This is a genomic window from Tenacibaculum sp. A30, from assembly GCF_051200845.1.
Lineage (GTDB): Bacteria > Bacteroidota > Bacteroidia > Flavobacteriales > Flavobacteriaceae > Polaribacter.
This window is the reverse complement of record NZ_CP195160.1, coordinates 2,439,285-2,459,287: the sequence shown is the minus strand read 5'-3', so window position 1 is coordinate 2,459,287 and position 20,003 is coordinate 2,439,285. Positions and strand designations below refer to the sequence as shown.

Genomic DNA, 20,003 nt, shown 5'->3' with positions numbered 1-20,003 from the left:
ATTTTGTACCTTTATTTGCCAACAAAAATTAACAATGATTAAGGGTTTATTCTTAAAAGCTTTTGACAGATATGCTTCTCGGTGGGTTGTTTTAATTATAGATATCTTTTTAGTTTGTATCTCTTTTGTTTTAGCCTACACAGTTCGCTTTAATGCGAGTTTAAACTTTGAAGTAGAAAAGCTATTCTATCAAATTCCTTTCATTACTTTTATTGCTCTTATCAGTTTTCTTACTGTTGGTTCTTACAAAGGAATTGTCCGCCATACAGGAACAAGAGATGCCTTTAATGTTTTTATTGGTGTAACCTTACTTTTTATTATTACTACAAGCCTTGTATTAATTAATAACCTTTTAAAAGTAGTTCCAAATTTTACGATTCCGAAATCAATACTTATTATTCATTATTTGATTTCTTCCATCGTTTTAATTATTAGCAGATTTATATTTAAAGCCTTTTATGAAATTATTTCTACTGAATTAAAATCAATCACCAATGTTTTAATTTATGGAGCTGGAGACTCTGGATTGATAACTTATGGAGCTTTAAACAGAGATACCAAAAACAAATATGAGGTTGTAGGTTTTGTTGATGATGATCCGAAGAAAATTGGTAAAAAGTTAGATCGAATAAAAATATATAGTAAAGAAGTAATCAATAAGAACTTCATACAAGACAAGAAGATTGATGAAATTATTATTTCTATTCAAAATATAAAATCTGAAAAACTTTTATATCTAACAGATAAATTACTAGAGTTAGGAATTCAAGTAAAAATTGTACCTCCTTTATCTAAATGGATTGATGGCGACTTGGAAGCCAATCAAATTAAACAAGTTAAAATTGAAGACTTATTAGATAGAAAACCAATCTCTATCGACAATCCAATTGTTAAAAGAGAGGTAAATAATAAGGTAATTTTAGTCACAGGTGCTGCAGGATCGATTGGTTCTGAAATTTCACGCCAACTAAGTGTATACAACCATAAACACTTGGTTTTAGTAGATCATGCAGAATCTCCTTTATACGATCTTCAACAAGAACTTATTCAAAAAGGTTGTAAAAACTTCACTTGTATTGTAGCCGATGTTAGAGATGAAGTAAGAATGAATGAAGTTTTTGAAGAATTCAAACCTCAGAAAGTATTCCATGCGGCAGCCTACAAACATGTTCCTTTAATGGAAATGAGTCCATATGAGGCTGTAAAAATTAATATTGGAGGAACAAAAAATATCGCTGACTTATCAATAAAACATAATATTGATCGTTTTGTAATGGTATCTACTGATAAAGCTGTAAACCCAACCAACGTGATGGGTGCTACAAAACGTGTCGCTGAAATGTATATAAGCTGCCTTAGCAATTCTAAAAAACATACAACAAAATTTACAACCACTCGTTTTGGTAATGTTTTGGGATCTAATGGATCTGTAATTCCACTTTTTAAACGTCAAATTGAAAATGGCGGACCTTTAACGGTTACTCATAAAGACATTACCCGATATTTTATGACGATTCCTGAAGCTTGTCGATTGGTTTTAGAAGCTGGAACTATGGGTAATGGTGGAGAGATTTACATTTTCGACATGGGGAAATCTGTAAAAATATATGATATCGCTAAAAGAATGATTCATTTATCAGGCTTACAATTCCCTGATGATATTGATATAAAAATAACTGGTCTTCGTCCTGGTGAAAAACTGTATGAAGAACTCTTGGCTGATGGTGAAAACACCACTCCTACCTATCATGAAAAAATTATGATTGCTAAAAACCAAGAAATAGATCATGCTACTATTGCTGAGAAAATTACTGACTTGTGCCAATCAAATAAGTCACATAACAATCATAATACGGTACAGTTGATTAAGGAAATAGTTCCTGAATATATATCTAACAATTCTATATACGAAAAATTAGATACTAATACCAAAAATTAAATTAGTACTTTCGCAAAAATTTTAATCAATGCAAAGAATTAAAAAAATTGTTTTAGCTATTATTGTAGTAACTATAACTTCTTGTGCTTCAAGAAAAGAGATAGTTTATTTTCAAAAAGATCAAGTTGATCAATCGAAAACAAACACAACGTATAAAACTGTTTTCAAAGCTGACGATTTACTTCAAATCACTGTTTCTGCTCTGAACTCTGAGGCTGTAAAACCCTTTAACTTACAAACTGTTAGTTATTCTCTTTCTACTGACAGTCCCACTGGAAGACCACAACAACAAACCTACCTCATTGACAATGAAGGATTCATAGACTTCCCTGTACTAGGAAGATTGAAATTAGCTGGATTATCTAGAACAGAAGCTATCGAATTATTAAAAAACAAATTATCACCTGATTACGTTAAAAATCCTACCATAAATATTAAAATCACTAACTTTTCAATTACCGTATTAGGTGATGTTAAAATGCCAGGGAGATTTACCATACCAAACGAGCGAATTTCTGTACTGGAAGCTGTTGGTTTAGCAGGTGATTTAAACATGTCGGGGATTAGAACTATTGAAGTTAAAAGAGAAGAAAACAACGAAATAAAGAGTTATAAATTAGATTTACGCTCTAACGAGGTTTTCAACTCTCCTGCTTATTATTTACAACAAAATGATGTGGTTTATGTAGAACCTAACAGATCTTCATCTCAAGACGCAGCCTATAATAAAAACACAGGTCTTTTTATTTCTTTAGGCTCAGTAATCATTTCATTAATTTCAATCCTTACAAGATAATATTGCTATGAGCAACGAACAATATTCTCCACAGCTAGAAGAAAACGATACAATTAATATTAGAGCTGAATTAGAAAAATACTTAATTCATTGGAAATGGTTCGTTTTAGGTGTATTATTAACACTAATAGGTGCTTTTTTATTTTTACGATATAGTACTCCTAAATACAGCGCTTCTACTACCATTTTAATAAAAAATGATAAACAAGGTGGTATTTCAGAAGAACTTGCCGCTTTCGAAGATTTAGGAATTGTGGGTGGTTCTAGTAAAAATATTGATAACGAAATTGAAATTATAAAATCTCGTAAACTTATCAATGATGTTATTCAAACTTTAAATTTAAACATTAGTTACCTAACTGAGGGTAGAATTAAAGAATCTGAAGTTTATAAAAATAGCCCTATTATTTTCACTCAAATTGATTCTTCATCTACAGCTTTACACGAAGTTGATACTACTTTTAATGTTGAAGTTTTATCAGCAGACAGGTTCCGTTTGAAAGATATAAATGGTTATATTATTTCTGAAAATGAATTCAGTAAAACTATAGAAAGCACTACTTTAGGAAGTTTTAAAATTGAAAAATCTTCAGTATTTAAAGACGAAAAAACTGGTAATGATGTAAAAATAGTTGTACGTTCTATAAATAAAGTGATTGATGGTTACCAACAAGCAATTAACATTGCACCTATTGGTAAAAAGTCTAGTGTTTTAAAATTATCCTTACAATCTTCTATAAAAGAAAAGGCAGAAGACATCTTAGATGAATTAGTAAGACAGTATAATTTAGATGCTATTAATGATAAAAAAGAAGTTTCAGAAAAAACAAATAGTTTTATTTCTGAACGTCTAAGTAATGTAGCTTCTGAACTAGGAAGACTTGATGATAATGTTAAGACTTTTAAGGATAAAAATAACATAACTGATATCGAGTCTGAAGCTCAATTAGCGTTGCAAACCAACACAGAGAATCGCAAAAAATTAATTGAAGCTTCTACAGAATTAAGCCTAGCAAAATCTTTAAACAAAGAGCTAGATAATAATGATTATTTACCTGCCAACTTAGGTTTATCAGACTCAAACATTGGAAGTTCTATAAATGAGTACAACCAGTTAATGGCTCAACTAAAACGTTTAGAGAAAAGTGCTGGATCAAAAAACACTGTACTTATAAATGTTCAAGAAAATCTAGCTAGTTTAAGAAGTTCTTTAAAAAGAAGTCTTGAAAATACTGTTAAATCTTTACAGATAAAAGTAGGTAGCTTGCAGCGTGAAGCTAACCGATTTGATACTAAAATTTCTTCTATCCCTACAAAAGAAAGAGAGTTTTTAGATATCGCTAGACAACAAGAAATTATTGCAGGTTTGTATTCTTACTTATTAAAGAAAAAAGAAGAAACAGCTATTTCTTTAACTGCTACTGCGGTTCCTAATGCTAAAATTATTGATAAAGCTTACGGTTCTGACATTCCTGTGAGTCCTAAGAAAAAAATTATTTATTTAGCCGCATTATTACTGGGCTTAATTATTCCTTTCATTATTATTTACTTAAGGGATTTATTAGATACAAAAGTTCATACAAGAAAAGATATTGCAGATTTAACCTCAATACCTTTCTTAGGGGATATTCCACATTCTGAAACAAAAGAAAAGATCGTCATCAACTCTAGTGCCCGTTCTGGTACTGCTGAAGCTTTCAGATTAATAAGAACGAACCTTGATTTTATGCTTTCTAGCAAAGATGAAAATAAAGGCAAAGTAATTTTTGTAACCTCTACCACTAGTGGAGAAGGTAAATCGTTTACTTCTATAAACTTGGCTGCTTCTCTATCTTTGTCTGGAAAAAAAGTTGTACTTGCTGGATTAGACTTAAGAGCTCCTAAAATTACAGAGTACCTTGAACTTCCAAATAGAAAAGGTGTTACAAATTATATTACAGATGATAGTATTACGATAGATTCATTAAAGTTTACTATTGATGAAATCCCTAACTTAGATATTATCTCTTCAGGAGCTATTCCTCCTAACCCAGCTGAACTGCTAATGACTGAAAAGGTAGAACGTTTATTCGCTGAGTTAGAAGCAGATTACGATTATGTAATTATAGATACTGCGCCTGTTAGCCTGGTTACAGACACTTTATTAATTGCTAAGTACTCAGATCTTGTTATGTATGTAGCTAGAGCTAATTATTTAGACAAACGAATGTTAATTGTTCCGCAAACCTTATATAAAGACAAAAAATTACCTAACCTAGCAATCATTTTAAATGACACAGACTTAAAACGTGGTTATGGATATGGTTACGGATATGGTTATGGCTACGGTTACGGTACAAACGAAGAAGACAATAAACCTTGGTATAAAAAAATATTTAGTTAATTTCCGATGACTAAATAAAAAAGGAAGCTTAAATAGCTTCCTTTTTTTGTATAAATTTTTTATTATTATTTAATAAATGTTCTATTTGATTTTTTGTTTTCACATTCCCTATTTTTTGTAAAAGCTTTAAATGATTATGATGATGCGTATCTGTCCCTACAAAATCATACATATTCTCGCTTAATAACTTCTGAGCTGTTTTTTGTACGCCTTTTCCATATTGTTCTGTCAACGACAATAAATTCAATTGAAAAACACAACCAGCTTTTTTTAATTTATAAAAGTTCTGAAAATCGCCATGATAAAAATTATAGCGTTCTGGATGTGCTAAAACAGGTTTATACCCTTTTAACTGAATTTCGAACAAGATGTCATATAAGTTATACGGAGCATTGAAGTAAGACATTTCAACTAATATATAATTATCTTTTAATGTTAAAATATCATCTGCTTTTAATCGTTCTACAAAACGTTCATCCATCATATATTCAGCAGCAGCATTTATATTTACATCACTAAATCCTTGCTTTTTCAACTCAATTCTCACCTCTTCTAGCTTATTCTTTATCGTTTCAGAAGAATTCGGATATACATCTCCCAAAACGTGAGGCGTTGTTATAAAGTTTTTAATTCCGTAAGAATACATCTTAGAAATTAACGAAATTGAATTCTCTAAATCTTTAGCTCCATCATCTATTCCAGGCAACAAATGTGAGTGAATATCTACAAAACCATCTGGGAAAACTTCATGTAATGGAAGTTCCTTTTTCTTGAAAAAAAACATAATAAGGCGAAATATCTATTTAACTACAAAAATAAACGAATAATGTATATCATGTAGTATCAAAACCCATTCCTTTTTTAGTTCAAGATAAAATTAATTGCTGTCATCTCATTATGATGCTATATCTTTGGGCTGTAACAGACGAATAATATGATTTTAATTGCTGATGGCGGCTCTACAAAAGCCGATTGGATTGCGCTTAACAACGATAAAAAAGAAGTTTTTAGAACTACTTCTTTAGGCTTAAACCCTTCTGTATTAACAAAAGAAGAAATGCTCCGTACGATTAACAGTACAGAAGAATTGCTTTCAATACAAAACGAAGTGCAGCAAATTCATTTCTATGGAGCCGGTTGTGGTAGCCCCAAAGCTGCGGAAAATTTACAACAAGTTTTAAAATCAGTTTTTAAGAAAGCTACCGTTTTTGTTTCTGAAGATACACTCGCTGCGGTTTACTCTAGTTCTGGAAACAATCCTGGTATAGTTTGTATTTTAGGAACAGGTTCTAATAGTTGTTATTTTGATGGTAAAGAAATGATTACTACTGCTCCTTCGCTTGGTTATACACTAATGGATGAAGCTAGTGGTAATTACTTCGGAAAGCAACTCCTTCGTGATTATTACTACAAAAAAATGCCTAAAAAAATAGCAACTGCATTTGAAACTTCTTTTGAACTAGATACAGATGTTGTAAAAATGAACTTGTACAGAAAACCAAACGCTAATATGTATTTGGCTTCTTTTGCTCGATTTATGTTTGAATACAAAGAAGAAAAATACATCAGGAGAATGATAAAAAAAGGGTTTCAAGACTTTTTTTACTACAGAATACTTCCTTTTGAAAAAGACTCAAAAACCCCAATTTATTTTATTGGTTCTGTTGCCTACTATTTTAGAGACATCTTAGAAAAAGTGGCTACAAAAAATAAGCTAGTTATTACTGATGTTATCCAACGTCCTATTGATAACTTAGTAGAATTTCATAGAAACAACACCTTTTAACAAAACTCAACTACTCTTTCAAGAGCCATTCCTCTTGATCCTTTTACTAAGACTGTGCTCTTATTTATAGGGTTTAATTTCAAATACTCTGCTAACTCTGAAAAAGTTTTAAACTTTTTGAAGTCAGTAGTAGTTTTGTAAAAGTTTTCTCCTACTAAGAATACGTTGTTGAAATTAAGTTCTTTTGCTATGTTAACAATATTTTGATGCTCTGTTGAACTATATGTTCCTAATTCAAACATATCACCTATGATAATTGTTTTATGGGTAGCTTTTAGTGCTTTAAAACTCTCTAAAGCAGCTTTCATACTAGTTGGATTCGCATTATACGCATCTAAAATTATGGTGTTACTCTCTGTCTTAATAACTTGTGACCTGTTATTTGACGGAATATAGTTTTCAATTGCTTGCTTAATCTGTTCTGAGTTAACCTCAAAATAGTTACCTATCGTAATGGCTGCTAAAATATTCGCAAAATTATATGCTCCTATTAAATTACTTGCTATTGTTTTATTTTGATACGAAAATCGAACTAACGGATCTGCCTCTAAATACTTAATATCGTCGCTAAACCATACACTATCCATACCTTTGGTACGCTCCATCTGTTTAGCATCATTAGGATTGACGATTACTTTTTTGTTATGTTTTCTAAGATAATCATACAATTCAGATTTTGCTTTTACCACCCCTTCAAGCGAACCAAAACCTTCTAAATGTGCGCTTCCAAAATTAGTTATATATCCGTAATCTGGTGCTGCGATTTCTGATAGAAAAGCGATTTCTTTGTGATGATTTGCTCCCATTTCTACAATACCAATTTCAGTATCACTATTCATTGACAATAAAGTTAATGGAACACCAATATGATTGTTCAAATTTCCTACTGTAGCAGTCGTTTTATACTTTTTTGAAAGTACCGCATTGATTAGTTCTTTGCTTGTTGTTTTACCGTTACTTCCTGTCAACGCAATAATAGGTAACCCTAATTGATTACGATGGTAATTCGCCAATTTTTGAAGTGTTTCTAAAACATCATCTACCAGAATAGTCTTTTCAGAAGTATTATATGCTGCTTCATCAATTACAGCATAACTCGCTCCGTTTGCTAATGCTTCTTCAGCAAATTTATTTCCATTGAAATTCTCTCCTTTCAAGGCAAAGAACATTGTGTTTTGTCTAATATTTCTGGTATCAGTATCAACCAACCCATGAATGCTATATAACTGGTATAAGTCTTCTATCTTCATCTTGTAAAAATAAAAAAACCTCATTGAGATTCAATGAGGTTTTTTCTATAATTAAAACTGTACTTATCTTACTTTATCTGGTGTTGCCGTCTTTCTTTTGTTTAACACCATTGGTCCCATTTTGTCAGTAGCACATCTAAACCCGATGTAGTTAGTTGCCATATATTCTGGGAAATATCTTCTTTGAGCAGGATCTAACCAATATTCTCTATCAGCCCAAGAACCTCCTTTATACACTCTAGACTTATCACTAATTAATGTAGTTCTTCTCTTATCGTCATATTTGTAATTTTCGATAGCATTTCCTAAAGAATCTACTTCAGCTTCTGGTTTTTGAGGAGAGTTGTACATTCTAGAAGAACGATCCAACTGATCTTTGTCTAATCCGTAGAACTTAGAAGAAGCTTGATCTCCATCTCCTAAGCTAGAGTTATTAGCTAAGTTATAGTTTCTTCTCATGTAAGTATCTTCCTTAGTAATTGGAATATACTTCACACTTCCTGGTAAGTCTTTAGGAACGATTCTTCCATTCTCTAAGGTATCGTACTCTACCTCTCCATCACCAACGATTACAACTTTACCTTCTTCGTTGATTAATTTCTTTGTAAAGATATTTCCTCTAAAGTAGTTGAAGTCATTTGCTTCTGAATCGATAATTGGTCTGTATACATCTTCTACCCATTCAGCAACGTTACCAGACATATCGTATAAACCAAATGCGTTTGGAGGATAACTTCTTACTGCGTTAGGAATATCAGAACCATCACTACTCCATCCAGCAATACCACTATAGTCTCCTTTTCCTTGCTTAAAGTTCGCTAACTGATCTCCTCTTCTACGCTTATCTCTATCACGTGTATATTTTCCACTCCAAGCATATTTTTTTCTACCTCTAATGTTGTTATACTCACGGTTTTCAAAAATAGCTTTTGCAGCATATTCCCATTCAACTTCAGTAGGAAGTCTGAATTTCTGAGCTAAAATACCATCAGAAGAAGTCACTTGTCTTCCTGTAAACGATCCCTTCGCTGGTTTTGGTTCTCCTTTAACTCTTGGTACAGGAATACCTTTTTTATAGATAGTAGAATCACCATCGAAAATTGCATACGGATCAGTTAAATAGGTATCCGTATCGAAATTATTTTGTCCTTTGAAGCTTAATGAATCGTCTTTAAAGATGTTTTTAATCACCCCTTTATCCATTAAAATTTTCAAGTTCAATGCATTGGTACGCCACTTACAGTATTTATTAGCTTGAATCCAGCTAACCCCAACCACAGGATATTCTGCATACGATGGGTGACGTAAATAACTTTCAGATAATAAGTTTGTGTTTCCTAAACCTTTTCTCCAAACTAAAGTATCTGGTAAGATTGAAGGATAAATATCTTTGAATTGAGGATCTTCTGGAGGAAATACATCTTTGGTATATTGCATAAACAAACCATATTCTGCATTGGTTACCTCTACTTCATCCATATAAAAAGAACGTACGTGCATTTTTTGAGGTGTTGTATTCCAATCAAACATTACGTCGTCTTGTACTAGTCCCATAGTAAAGGTACCACCTTCAATATGAACCATTCCTGGGGGAACATTTTTACCTTCTTTGTACTTCCCTTTTAAATAACCACCATAACTAGGATCGTTAAAGTTCCAACCAGTTAGAGAGGACTTACTTGAACCGCTACCTCCATTACTCTTACAAGAAGTAATCAGCAAGCCGGTGATCGCTAATAAACTAAATAATTTTAACGTACTTTTCATGTATTTTAAACTGTTTTTTAAGGGTGTCGCAATTTACAATATTTCTAATTTCTTACAACTAATTTAGTCACAAATTCTCTTTTCGCAACCTTAGCCTTGCAAGATTACAAACGATGTATTTAAAACTTTAGTATTACGAATCTAAGAAAAAGATTAAAATAAAGGTTGTTTAACTTCATTATTTCTCACATTCTAAAAAAAAGACAAATTAAAACACCTTATATAATATATTCTTTATCTTGTCGTTAATGTACTACAGAATTAAAGTAATTAGAAATACGTAAGTTTCCTATTACAGCCCCGATAATCCTTCAATTAAAATTATATATTTGCTAAACAATTAATCAAATTTTACATGAAAAAATTATCGATCGTATTATTTTTTGTGTGCTTTACCCTTCAAAACAAAGTACAGGCCCAAAATGAAACGTCAATAAATACAACGGCAATGCCTTTTTTATTGATTACACCCGATGCTAGAGCTGGTGGTATGGGAGATATTGGTGTTGCAACATCTTCTGATGCTTTCGCTATTTTTCACAACCCTGCAAAAACTGCTTTTAATCAAAATAAAATTAGTGTTGGTGTTAATTACACTCCTTGGCTTAGAAACCTTACCGATGATATTTTTGTAGGTGGAGGTTCCTATGTTAGTAGGTATAGTGAAAAATCTGCTTGGGGAATAGACTTAAAATATTTTTCTTTAGGAGAAGTAGCATTATATGACTTAGGAGGTATTTCTAACGGCGCAGAAAACCCTAATGAATTAGCCATTACAGGAATTTATTCGTTAAAACTAAGTGAAACCTTCTCTATGGGTATCGGTCTTAAATATATACATTCTAATTATAAAATTAGAAGTACTGATTCTAATTTAAACGCTGTTAACTCATTTGCTGTAGATGTTTCTGGGTATTATCAATCAAAAGAAGCCAACTACGGAAGCTTTAACGGTCGTTACCGCTTAGGTTTTAACATTGCTAATATTGGGCCTAAAGTAAATTACAGTAACAGTGGGCCTGATAACTTTATACCAACCAATGCTAAAATTGGAGGTGGATTCGATTTTATTTTTGATGATTTAAACATCTTAGGATTGAATTTAGAATTCACAAAACTATTGGTACCTTCTAACCCTAATTCAGATAGAGGGTGGTTTGAAGGAATATTTACTTCTTTAGGAGATAGAAGCTTTAAAGAAGAACTACAAGAAACTACTTGGGCTATTGGTGCTGAATATTTGTACAATAATTCTTTTGCTTTAAGAACAGGATACTTCCATGAGAGCCCAAAAAAAGGGCAACGCCAGTACTTTACCTTGGGGGCAGGTTTTGCTACCAAAGATTTTAACATTGACTTATCCTACTTAATCAATACAGCAGAGGTAAACAACCCGTTAGAAAACACCTTACGTTTTTCTCTTTCTTTTGATTTAGGAGAACTTTATGAAATTTACTAAAACTCGTATTTTTTTTATAAATTCGTATCAGAATACAAAAGCAGTCTACACGACTGCTTTTTTTGACTAATTTATTCACTATGAAGAAAATTAATGTAACCACCTCCGCTACGTTGTTTGATGATATCTCTCAACTGTCAGCCGAAGATACTTTCTTATTAGAAAAAGCAGTTGAAGCTAGACAAAAAGCCTATGCTCCTTACTCAAAATTTAATGTAGGAGCTGCTTTACTTCTTGATAATGGAGAAATCATTTTAGGAAACAATCAAGAAAGTGCAGCGTATCCTTCAGGTATGTGTGCCGAACGTGTTGCTATTTGGAAAGCAGGTTCTGAGTATCCAAACATGAAGGTAAAAAAGATAGCCATTACTGCTGCTTCTGAAAACTCTATAGTCAACAAACCTGTTGGCCCTTGTGGTGCTTGCCGCCAAACGTTATCAGAATATGAAATCAATCAAAAACAACCGATTCAAATACTATTTATGGGAGAAGTTGGGCAAATTGTAAAAACAGAATCTTTGCTTTCATTATTACCATTTTCTTTTGATAGTTCTTATTTATAAAGTACTTAAACATCAAAATCATAAAAAAGATGATTCCTAATTTCTAAAAAAATAATTTAATCCTATTTTTTTAAGAATCTAACAAATCTTTAAAATTGACTATAAATAAAAAGGTTATCGTCAATAAAAATGCTTTATTTGTAATTACTCAACCCTAAAAAATCATTTATTTCAATGAAATTATCAGTAATTACAGGAACAGGTTCATTCATTCCATCTATCAAAAAGGAAAATACTAACTTTAACAATCATGTATTTTTAAATGCAGATGGAACCTCTTTTGATAATCCTAACCCTATAATTATTGAAAAATTCAAATCCATTACCGGTATTGAAGAGCGTCGTTATGCAAAAGAAGAATATAAAGCTTCCGATTTAGGTTATTTTGCAGCAAAAAAAGCTATTGAAGATGCTAATATTAATCCAGAGGAGTTAGATTATATCGTTTTTGCACATAATTTTGGTGATGTAAAAAAGGATGCTATTCAAAGTGATATTCTTCCAAGCTTAGCCACTCGTGTAAAGTATTTACTCCAAATTGAAAATCCAAATTGTGTAGCTTACGATATTTTATTTGGATGTCCTGGTTGGGTTGAGGGAGTTATACAAGCACAAGCTTTTATCAAAGCTGGTATCGCTAAAAAGTGTTTAGTAATTGGTGGAGAAACTTTATCGAGAGTCGTTGACATCAATGACCGTGATTCTATGATTTATAGCGATGGTGCAGGTGCTTGTATTGTAGAGGCTACTGACAAAAACGACAGCGGGATTTTAAGTCACGCTTCACAAACCTTTACTAAAGATGAAGCTTATTATTTATTCTTTGGAAACTCAAATGATAAAAGCAAAGACAAAGACGTTCGTTATATTAAAATGCACGGACGAAAAATTTACGAATTTGCCTTAACCAATGTACCTAAAGCCATGCAAACTGCTTTAGATAAAAGTGGCGTTTCAATTGATGATGTTAAAAAAGTTTTTATTCATCAGGCAAACGAAAAAATGGATGAAGCCATCATCAAACGTTTTTATCGTCTGTATAAAAAACCAATTCCTGAAGGAGTTATGCCTATGAGCATTCATAAATTAGGTAATAGTTCCGTAGCAACCGTACCTACCCTACTTGATTTAGTGCTAAAAGGAAATATTGAAAACCAAGAAGTAAAAAAAGGAGATGTCATCATTCTTGCCTCTGTCGGAGCAGGTATGAATATTAACGCAATTGTTTACAAGTATTAAAGTTTCTTAAACAGGAAGAATTTCTTGCTAAATATTCTCGCAAATCTAAAATGTAAGTACTATTTTTGCGCATGCAACAACACAACGTACTTATATTAGATTTCGGATCGCAATACACGCAGTTAATTGCGCGCCGTGTAAGAGAATTAAACATCTATTGTGAAATTCACCCTTACAACAAAATACCACAAAATTTAAACGATTTTAAAGCAGTAATCCTTTCTGGAAGTCCATCATCGGTTCGTTCAGAAGAAGCTCCACATCCAGATTTATCTGAAATTAGAGGTAAAAAACCTTTATTAGCAGTATGCTACGGAGCGCAATACTTAGCGCATTTTTCTGGTGGATTGGTAGCTCCTTCCAACACTCGTGAGTATGGTAGAGCCAATTTATCTTTCATTAAAGAAGATGAAGAGTTTTTTAAAGGAATTTCTCAAGGAAGTCAAGTTTGGATGAGTCATTCAGACACTATCAAAGAATTACCTACTGGAGGGATCTTATTAGCAAGCACGCACGATGTTGAAAATGCAGCTTATAAGATTGAAGGTGAAACTACCTATGCAATACAATTTCATCCAGAAGTATATCATTCTACTGACGGTAAACAATTATTACAAAACTTTTTAGTTACTATAGCTGGAGTTGCTCAAACTTGGACACCAGATTCGTTTGTTGACGAAACCGTTGCTGAGTTAAAAGCTAAGATTGGTGATGATAAAGTTGTTTTAGGGTTATCTGGTGGTGTAGACTCTACCGTAGCTGCTGTTCTATTACACAAAGCTATCGGAAGCAATTTACATTGTATTTTCGTAAACAACGGATTGTTACGTAAAAATGAATTTACCGATGTATTAAAGCAATACGAAGGTATGGGATTAAACGTTAAAGGTGTAGATGCTTCGGAACGCTTTTTGGGCGAATTAGCTGGATTAAGTGATCCTGAAGCGAAGCGTAAAGCCATTGGTAAAGTTTTTATCGATGTTTTTGATGATGAAGCACACCAAATAGAAGATGCAAAGTGGTTAGCACAAGGAACTATTTATCCGGATGTAATTGAATCAGTTTCTGTAAATGGTGGTCCTTCAGCAACTATTAAAAGTCACCATAACGTAGGTGGTTTACCAGATTTCATGAAATTGAAAGTAGTAGAACCTTTACGTATGATTTTTAAAGATGAAGTACGTCGTGTAGGTGCTTCTATGGGAATTGATAAAGAATTACTAGGTCGTCACCCTTTCCCAGGTCCTGGTTTAGCTATCAGAATCTTAGGTGATATTACCGCTGAGAAAGTTCGTATTTTGCAAGAAGTAGATGCTGTGTTCATCAACGGATTAAAAGAAAGCGGACTGTACGATAAAGTATGGCAAGCAGGTGCTATTTTATTACCAGTAAACTCTGTTGGAGTTATGGGTGATGAAAGAACTTACGAAAAGGTAGTTGCTTTAAGAGCAGTTGAAAGTACCGACGGTATGACGGCTGATTGGGTAAATTTACCTTATGAGTTTTTACAAAAAACGTCAAATAAAATAATAAATAATGTAAAAGGTGTGAATAGAGTTGTGTATGACATCAGTTCTAAACCACCAGCAACAATTGAATGGGAATAACCCTCAATTAGATTAAAAATAAAAAAAGAGTAGATGAAGAAATTACAGTTTTTACTATTAGTTTGTATTTTAACTTTCACCGTTTCTTGCGGACAGCAAAAACGTTATGTATCGTATAAAGTTCAAGAAGGTGAAACCATGCGTGATATTGCCGATCGTTTGGATATGAAAACAAAAGATTTACTACGTTTAAATCCTGATGTTAGCAGACGTCCTGAAGCCAATACGGTTATTGTGATTCCTAATCCTAAACTTAAAAACAGTACTTCTACATCTACTCCTTCTTCAGAAAAAGAAAACGAAACGGTAACTTCTGACACTACTAACGAAGAAATTACTCCTGAAACAAAAGAAGACGACACTGTTTTTCAGCAAACCATTGTAGAGTATGAAACTCATGAAGTTCAAAAAGGAGAAACCGTATACCGAATTACCAAACAATACGGAATTACTAAAGATGATTTAATTAAGTACAACCCTGAATACACCAATATTGAAAGTAATAATTTGAGTATCGGTCAAGTACTAAAAGTTAAAGAAATAAAAAAAACAATTACTATTGACAAGGAAGAGGTTTTAGAAAAGTTTTTAACCCACACAGTTAAAAGCAAAGAAACCATGTATAGTTTAACTCGTTTTTACAACGTTTCAAAAGAAGATATTTTACGTTTAAACCCCGAATATCCTGATTTAGCAGATAACAAGCTATCAATAGGTCAGTTATTAAAAATAAAACCTATTGAAGAAGTAAACGAAGCTGAAAATTATACTTTTTACAAAGATTCTATAGAAGAAGACACATCTATCAATTTAGCTATTTTACTACCTTTTAGAGCTGATGAGTATGTAGAAAAATCAAGCAAAGATATTTTTGAAAAAAATCAATTAGCTAACATGGTAACTGATTTTTATATGGGTGCAGAAATTGCTATTGATTCTATCAAAAAACAAGGAGTAAACGTACATGTAAATGTTTTTGATACTGGTAATAGAGGAAAAAACATCGATGTTATCTTAAACGAAAATAAATTAGAAAATACCGATGTTGTTATAGGTCCTTTCTATTCAGACAAAGCTGAAGTTGTTGCAAAAGGAGTAAATGTTCCTGTTATTTTTCCTCACTATTCTAATAACCAAGAAAAATTTTCTTCTTCTAAATTAGTAAAAACAGCTCCTGAAAAAACTAGATATGCAGACTATTTAATTTCTTATTTAAAGGACAGTTATAAAGATCAAGAAATTTTTGTTGTTGGTGATGATAAAAGCGAATCTAATCGTTTGGTTTCAAAAATTGTTTCTGAATTAAAACAACATGACAGCATCAACAACATTCATATTTTAAAGCCTGAAAAAGGATATATCAAAAGAGAACGTTTTACAAAAAAAATGTCTTCAAAAAGACATAATTGGGTAATCATTGCTTCTGAAGATAATGTTGTAGTTGCTGACGCTTTAAATAGTATGATTGGCTTACCTGATGAAATGAATGTTCAAGTATTTTCTTCAGATAAAGGAAGCGCTTATTACAGAATTGACAACAATAAACTAGCAAACATTAACTTTACCTATGTTTCTGATACTTATACTGATGAAGACGCCTTAGAAACTAAAACTTTTACCGAAAAATATTTACAAGCTAACAATACGATTCCTTCTGATTATGCTATTAAAGGATTTGATATTACTTACGATATATTAATGCGTTTAGCTTCTGGTGAAGATCTTGACACTACCTTTAAAAAGGGAGCTTCATTACGTGTAGAAAATAAATTCGACTATCGTAAAAAAGTATTTGGAAGCAGTAGTAATAATGGTTTATTTGTTGTGAAATACAATAAAGATCTTAGCTTAAGCAGGTTGAGATAAACTAAAAAATACAGTAAATAAAAAGCCGAAACTAAGTTAGTTTCGGCTTTTTATTTATATTATTAACAGATTGCCTCTCCCCAAGTATTGGGTTCGCAATCACGATTTTTATTCCATTCATTTTTTGCTTGTCCAAAAAACGAATCAAAAAAGGACACTTTTTCAATAGGAATTTCTGCTGCGCAGAACCGTACGCAAAACTTCGCGGCGTTTCACGCCTGAATCTCGAAGCTTTTGCATCCTATTCTTATGAAAAAGAGATTTCTTCTTTCAATCGAAATAACAAACAAAATGTCATTTCTAATATGAGTGGTAACGAATATGAGAAATCTTATTAAAAGGAGTAACTCACAACTTTAAGATTTAGCTACGTTGAACCTAAAGATTTCCCCCTACGGTAGAAATGACGTATCCTTTTTTTTGATTACCTTTTGACTACGCTCAGGGTACAGCCTTCAGTGTCTGTTTGTCGTAAGGATCTTTTCTTCTTACTCCCCATTCTTTTTTGCTTGTCCAAAAAACGAATCAAAAAAGGATACTTTTTCAATAGGAATTTCTGCTACGCAGAACCGTACGCAAAACTTCGCGGCGTTTCTCGCCTGAATCTCGAAGCTTTTGCATCCTATTCTTATGAAAAAGAGATTTTTTATTATTAAATTCTACTTTTTGATATGTCGGGTTCGCAATGACGTACTTATTTTATGCTGTTCATTTTTTCCATTGATGAAAAAACGAACCAAAAAAATCTAGACTTACGAACCTTTATCTAAATTTTTTGCTCGTTCTCTAAATTTTAGGAACTCGCCTTTAAAAAATAGTACTTTGAATAAAATTTCGTTTAGGCTCAAACAGCCTAAAATTTTACAAGAACTTCACTTCAAATTTTACGATAAATCTTCGGTAGGTCGGGTAATTCTTTGAATCTTGAAGTTTTTGAGTAGTATTCTTTGAAAAAGAGAAGTTTTTGTTCTTAATGTCTAAATTGATACGTCATGCTGTTCCGAAATTTCGGAAGATTTCAGCATCGCACAATGACTCAAATAATGAAGACATCTCGATACTCCCGAGGCGTCGGGATTCCTCCTTATAGTCCGGAAAATCACTCGATGTGACATTCTTTTATGCTGTTCATTTTTTCCATTGATGAAAAAACGAACCAAAAAAATCTAGACTTAGTTTCCTTTTTTTGAATTCTACGTTGTATTCCGTATTCGAATCCAGACCGTAAACTCTTTGGATTCTCTTGTACTCCATAACCTTGAATTCTACTAAAATGAAAATAGGTCGGGGTTGTTTTTGACGGTTCTATATGATGAGATCCTGAAATCTTCCGAAATTTCGGAACAGCATGACCTATCCTTTTTTTTGATTATCCTTCGACAGGCTCAATTTGACAAAAAATGTTTTTTTTTACAATAGCTTAGTTACTACTCATACATTTGTTGGTAGTACTTTTGATACTCTCCGCTAGTAACATGTTGCACCCAGTCTTCATTTTCTAAATACCATTTTACAGTTTTTTCTATTCCTTCTTCAAATTGTAAAGAGGGCTCCCAACCCAACTCATTCTTCAATTTTGAAGAATCTATAGCGTAACGATAATCATGTCCTGCTCTATCTGTTACATATGTTATTAGCTTCTCAGAGGCTCCTTCTTCTCTCCCTAAAAACTTATCTACGGTTTTTATCAACACCTTTATTAAATCTATATTCTTCCATTCGTTGAATCCTCCAATATTGTAAGTATCACCTAATTTTCCTTTATGAAAAATTACATCAATTGCTCTAGCATGATCGTTTACAAACAACCAGTCTCTTACATTATCTCCTTTACCATACACAGGTAATGCTTTGTTGTTACAAATATTATTAATAAACAACGGAATTAACTTTTCTGGAAATTGATACGAACCATAATTATTTGAACAGTTTGAAATTACAACTGGCAAACCGAATGTATCATGAAAAGCTCTTACAAAATGATCTGACGAAGCCTTTGAAGCTGAATAAGGAGAATGTGGATCATACGCAGTGGTTTCTAAAAAGAAACCTTCATCACCTAAAGAACCGTAAACCTCATCAGTAGACACATGATAAAATAATTTATCTTTAAAATTGCCTTCCCAATAGTTTTTAGCTGCCTGTAATAAGCTCAAGGTTCCCATTACATTGGTTCTTGCAAAAGAGAAAGGATCTTTTATCGAACGATCTACATGTGATTCAGCAGCTAAGTGAATTACTCCATCTATCTTGTATTTTGAAAAAATATCGGCCACAGTATCATAATCACAAATATCAGCCTTGATAAACGTATAATTTGGTTTACCTTCAATATCTTTTAAATTCTCAAGGTTTCCAGCATAGGTAAGAAGATCTAAATTAATAATATTATAATTAGGATAGTTGTTTACAAACAAACGTACCACATGGGAACCTATAAAACCTGCACCTCCTGTTACTACTATATTTTTCATATTATTCCCCTTGTTTTATATTCAATATGCATTCTTTTAAAGAATCTCTCCAGTAAGGAACTTCTATAGTAAAATCATTTTTAATTTTCTGTTTATTCAACACTGAATAATGAGGTCGTTTTGCCAATGTTTTATATTCCTTTGATTCAATTGGATTAATTGCACATGGTAAATTACCAAACTCTATAATTGCTTTTGCAAAATCATACCACGAAGTAACACCTTCATTTGAAAAATGATATATTTTTGAATCTCTATCTATCTTCCGATTTAAAGAAATAATATGTAAACAAACTTTCGCTAAATCTCTAGCATAAGTTGGTGTTCCTATTTGATCATAAACAACATTTAGTGATTCCTTTTCCTCCCCTAACCTTATCATCGTTTTCATAAAATTATTTCCGTAGGTAGAATATAGCCATGAAGTTCTAATTATGATAGCTTCAATAGATGAAGACTCTACAATCTCTTCACCTCTTCTTTTAGTATTGCCATACACTCCTAAAGGAGCTACGTTGTCTTCTTCTTTATAAGGCAAAAAACTTTCCCCATTAAATACATAATCGGTAGAAATATGAATTAATTTCCCTCCTCTACTTTTTATTGAGTTAACTAAATTTTCAACTCCAAAAACATTTACCTTTTCAGCCTCTTCAGGAGCCTCTTCAGCTTTATCTACGTTAGTATATGCTGCACAATTGATAACTCTATCAATCTTGTTTTTTCCTATATAATTAGCAACAAGATCAGCATTTGTAATATCTAAGCTTTTTGAGTCTTCAAAAAAAAATCTAAAATTAGGATAACTTAAAGACAATTCTTTTATTTCTGAACCAAGCTGTCCATTCGCCCCTGTAACTAAAATATTCATTAT

The 20,003-nt window shown here is 32.2% G+C and carries 14 protein-coding genes; 9 read left to right on the top strand and 5 right to left on the bottom strand.

The features are described from left to right. Positions 1-34 precede the first annotated feature (34 nt). The 3 genes from ACR9ES_RS11815 to ACR9ES_RS11805 are packed head-to-tail and all read left to right on the top strand — an operon-like array spanning position 35 to position 5,118. A complete protein-coding gene (locus ACR9ES_RS11815; protein WP_435254351.1) occupies positions 35-1,939 on the top strand; it encodes a polysaccharide biosynthesis protein in 1,905 nt (634 codons plus the stop codon). A 28-nt stretch (positions 1,940-1,967) separates the two neighbouring features. After that, positions 1,968-2,735 (top strand): polysaccharide biosynthesis/export family protein, encoded by a 768-nt coding sequence (locus ACR9ES_RS11810; RefSeq protein WP_435254350.1) that lies wholly within the window; start codon positions 1,968-1,970, stop codon positions 2,733-2,735. Positions 2,736-2,742: 7 nt separating this feature from the next. Beyond that, complete coding sequence (locus ACR9ES_RS11805; RefSeq protein WP_435254349.1) at positions 2,743-5,118, top strand: GumC family protein; 2,376 nt, start codon at positions 2,743-2,745, stop codon at positions 5,116-5,118. A gap of 28 nt (positions 5,119-5,146) precedes the next feature. Here ACR9ES_RS11805 and ACR9ES_RS11800 read toward each other — a convergent pair whose 3' ends face one another. After that, positions 5,147-5,902: a tyrosine-protein phosphatase gene (locus tag ACR9ES_RS11800; RefSeq protein WP_435254348.1), complete on the bottom strand. Its 756-nt coding sequence runs from the start codon at positions 5,900-5,902 to the stop codon at positions 5,147-5,149. 150 nt (positions 5,903-6,052) lie between these two features. Here ACR9ES_RS11800 and ACR9ES_RS11795 point away from each other — a divergent pair, with 150 nt between their 5' ends. Beyond that, on the top strand, positions 6,053-6,904 hold the full coding sequence (locus ACR9ES_RS11795; RefSeq protein WP_435254347.1) for an N-acetylglucosamine kinase: 852 nt from the start codon (positions 6,053-6,055) through the stop codon (positions 6,902-6,904). Here the strand turns inward: ACR9ES_RS11795 and ACR9ES_RS11790 are convergent. Together ACR9ES_RS11790 and gldJ are read right to left on the bottom strand one after the other, a co-directional pair. Beyond that, positions 6,901-8,154 carry a UDP-N-acetylmuramoyl-tripeptide--D-alanyl-D-alanine ligase gene (locus ACR9ES_RS11790; protein ID WP_435254346.1) on the bottom strand — a complete coding sequence of 418 codons (1,254 nt, stop codon included), beginning with the start codon at positions 8,152-8,154 and terminating at the stop codon, positions 6,901-6,903. The genes ACR9ES_RS11795 and ACR9ES_RS11790 overlap by 4 nt on opposite strands. Before the next feature lie 63 nt (positions 8,155-8,217). Then, complete coding sequence (gene gldJ, locus ACR9ES_RS11785) at positions 8,218-9,921, bottom strand: gliding motility lipoprotein GldJ (RefSeq protein WP_435254345.1); 1,704 nt, start codon at positions 9,919-9,921, stop codon at positions 8,218-8,220. Between the two features lie 355 nt (positions 9,922-10,276). On the opposite strand from gldJ, the gene porV reads away from it, so the two are divergent. The 5 genes from porV to ACR9ES_RS11760 all read left to right on the top strand — a co-directional run bounded on the left by porV (position 10,277) and on the right by ACR9ES_RS11760 (position 16,655). Continuing rightward, positions 10,277-11,380: a type IX secretion system outer membrane channel protein PorV gene (gene porV / locus ACR9ES_RS11780; protein WP_435254344.1), complete on the top strand. Its 1,104-nt coding sequence runs from the start codon at positions 10,277-10,279 to the stop codon at positions 11,378-11,380. An 80-nt stretch (positions 11,381-11,460) separates the two neighbouring features. Next, complete coding sequence (gene cdd, locus ACR9ES_RS11775; protein ID WP_299006461.1) at positions 11,461-11,943, top strand: cytidine deaminase; 483 nt, start codon at positions 11,461-11,463, stop codon at positions 11,941-11,943. Between the two features lie 174 nt (positions 11,944-12,117). Continuing rightward, positions 12,118-13,182 carry a 3-oxoacyl-ACP synthase III family protein gene (locus tag ACR9ES_RS11770; RefSeq protein WP_435254343.1) on the top strand — a complete coding sequence of 355 codons (1,065 nt, stop codon included), beginning with the start codon at positions 12,118-12,120 and terminating at the stop codon, positions 13,180-13,182. A gap of 71 nt (positions 13,183-13,253) precedes the next feature. Then, complete coding sequence (gene guaA / locus ACR9ES_RS11765) at positions 13,254-14,789, top strand: glutamine-hydrolyzing GMP synthase (protein WP_435254342.1); 1,536 nt, start codon at positions 13,254-13,256, stop codon at positions 14,787-14,789. A 33-nt stretch (positions 14,790-14,822) separates the two neighbouring features. After that, the gene (locus tag ACR9ES_RS11760; RefSeq protein ID WP_435254341.1) at positions 14,823-16,655 is read left to right on the top strand and encodes a LysM peptidoglycan-binding domain-containing protein; all 1,833 of its coding nucleotides are present in this window, start codon (positions 14,823-14,825) and stop codon (positions 16,653-16,655) included. Positions 16,656-18,082: 1,427 nt separating this feature from the next. On the opposite strand, the gene rfbB is transcribed toward ACR9ES_RS11760, so the two are convergent. Both rfbB and rfbD read right to left on the bottom strand, forming a co-directional pair. Then, entirely contained in the window at positions 18,083-19,129 is a 1,047-nt protein-coding gene (gene rfbB / locus ACR9ES_RS11755) for a dTDP-glucose 4,6-dehydratase (protein ID WP_435254340.1), read from the bottom strand. A gap of 1 nt (position 19,130) precedes the next feature. Further along, positions 19,131-20,000, bottom strand: a complete 870-nt coding sequence (gene rfbD / locus ACR9ES_RS11750) for a dTDP-4-dehydrorhamnose reductase (protein WP_435254339.1) — start codon at positions 19,998-20,000, stop codon at positions 19,131-19,133. Positions 20,001-20,003: the final 3 nt, after the last annotated feature.

Coding starts and splice junctions, on each gene's coding strand:
- ACR9ES_RS11770 (WP_435254343.1), top strand. CDS start 12,118: ATGAAATTATCAGTAATTACAGGAACAGGTTCATTCATTCCATCTATC.
- porV (WP_435254344.1), top strand. CDS start 10,277: ATGAAAAAATTATCGATCGTATTATTTTTTGTGTGCTTTACCCTTCAA.
- gldJ (WP_435254345.1), bottom strand. CDS start 9,921: ATGAAAAGTACGTTAAAATTATTTAGTTTATTAGCGATCACCGGCTTG.
- ACR9ES_RS11790 (WP_435254346.1), bottom strand. CDS start 8,154: ATGAAGATAGAAGACTTATACCAGTTATATAGCATTCATGGGTTGGTT.
- rfbD (WP_435254339.1), bottom strand. CDS start 20,000: ATGAATATTTTAGTTACAGGGGCGAATGGACAGCTTGGTTCAGAAATA.
- ACR9ES_RS11800 (WP_435254348.1), bottom strand. CDS start 5,902: ATGTTTTTTTTCAAGAAAAAGGAACTTCCATTACATGAAGTTTTCCCA.
- rfbB (WP_435254340.1), bottom strand. CDS start 19,129: ATGAAAAATATAGTAGTAACAGGAGGTGCAGGTTTTATAGGTTCCCAT.
- ACR9ES_RS11805 (WP_435254349.1), top strand. CDS start 2,743: ATGAGCAACGAACAATATTCTCCACAGCTAGAAGAAAACGATACAATT.
- ACR9ES_RS11815 (WP_435254351.1), top strand. CDS start 35: ATGATTAAGGGTTTATTCTTAAAAGCTTTTGACAGATATGCTTCTCGG.
- ACR9ES_RS11810 (WP_435254350.1), top strand. CDS start 1,968: ATGCAAAGAATTAAAAAAATTGTTTTAGCTATTATTGTAGTAACTATA.
- guaA (WP_435254342.1), top strand. CDS start 13,254: ATGCAACAACACAACGTACTTATATTAGATTTCGGATCGCAATACACG.
- cdd (WP_299006461.1), top strand. CDS start 11,461: ATGAAGAAAATTAATGTAACCACCTCCGCTACGTTGTTTGATGATATC.
- ACR9ES_RS11760 (WP_435254341.1), top strand. CDS start 14,823: ATGAAGAAATTACAGTTTTTACTATTAGTTTGTATTTTAACTTTCACC.
- ACR9ES_RS11795 (WP_435254347.1), top strand. CDS start 6,053: ATGATTTTAATTGCTGATGGCGGCTCTACAAAAGCCGATTGGATTGCG.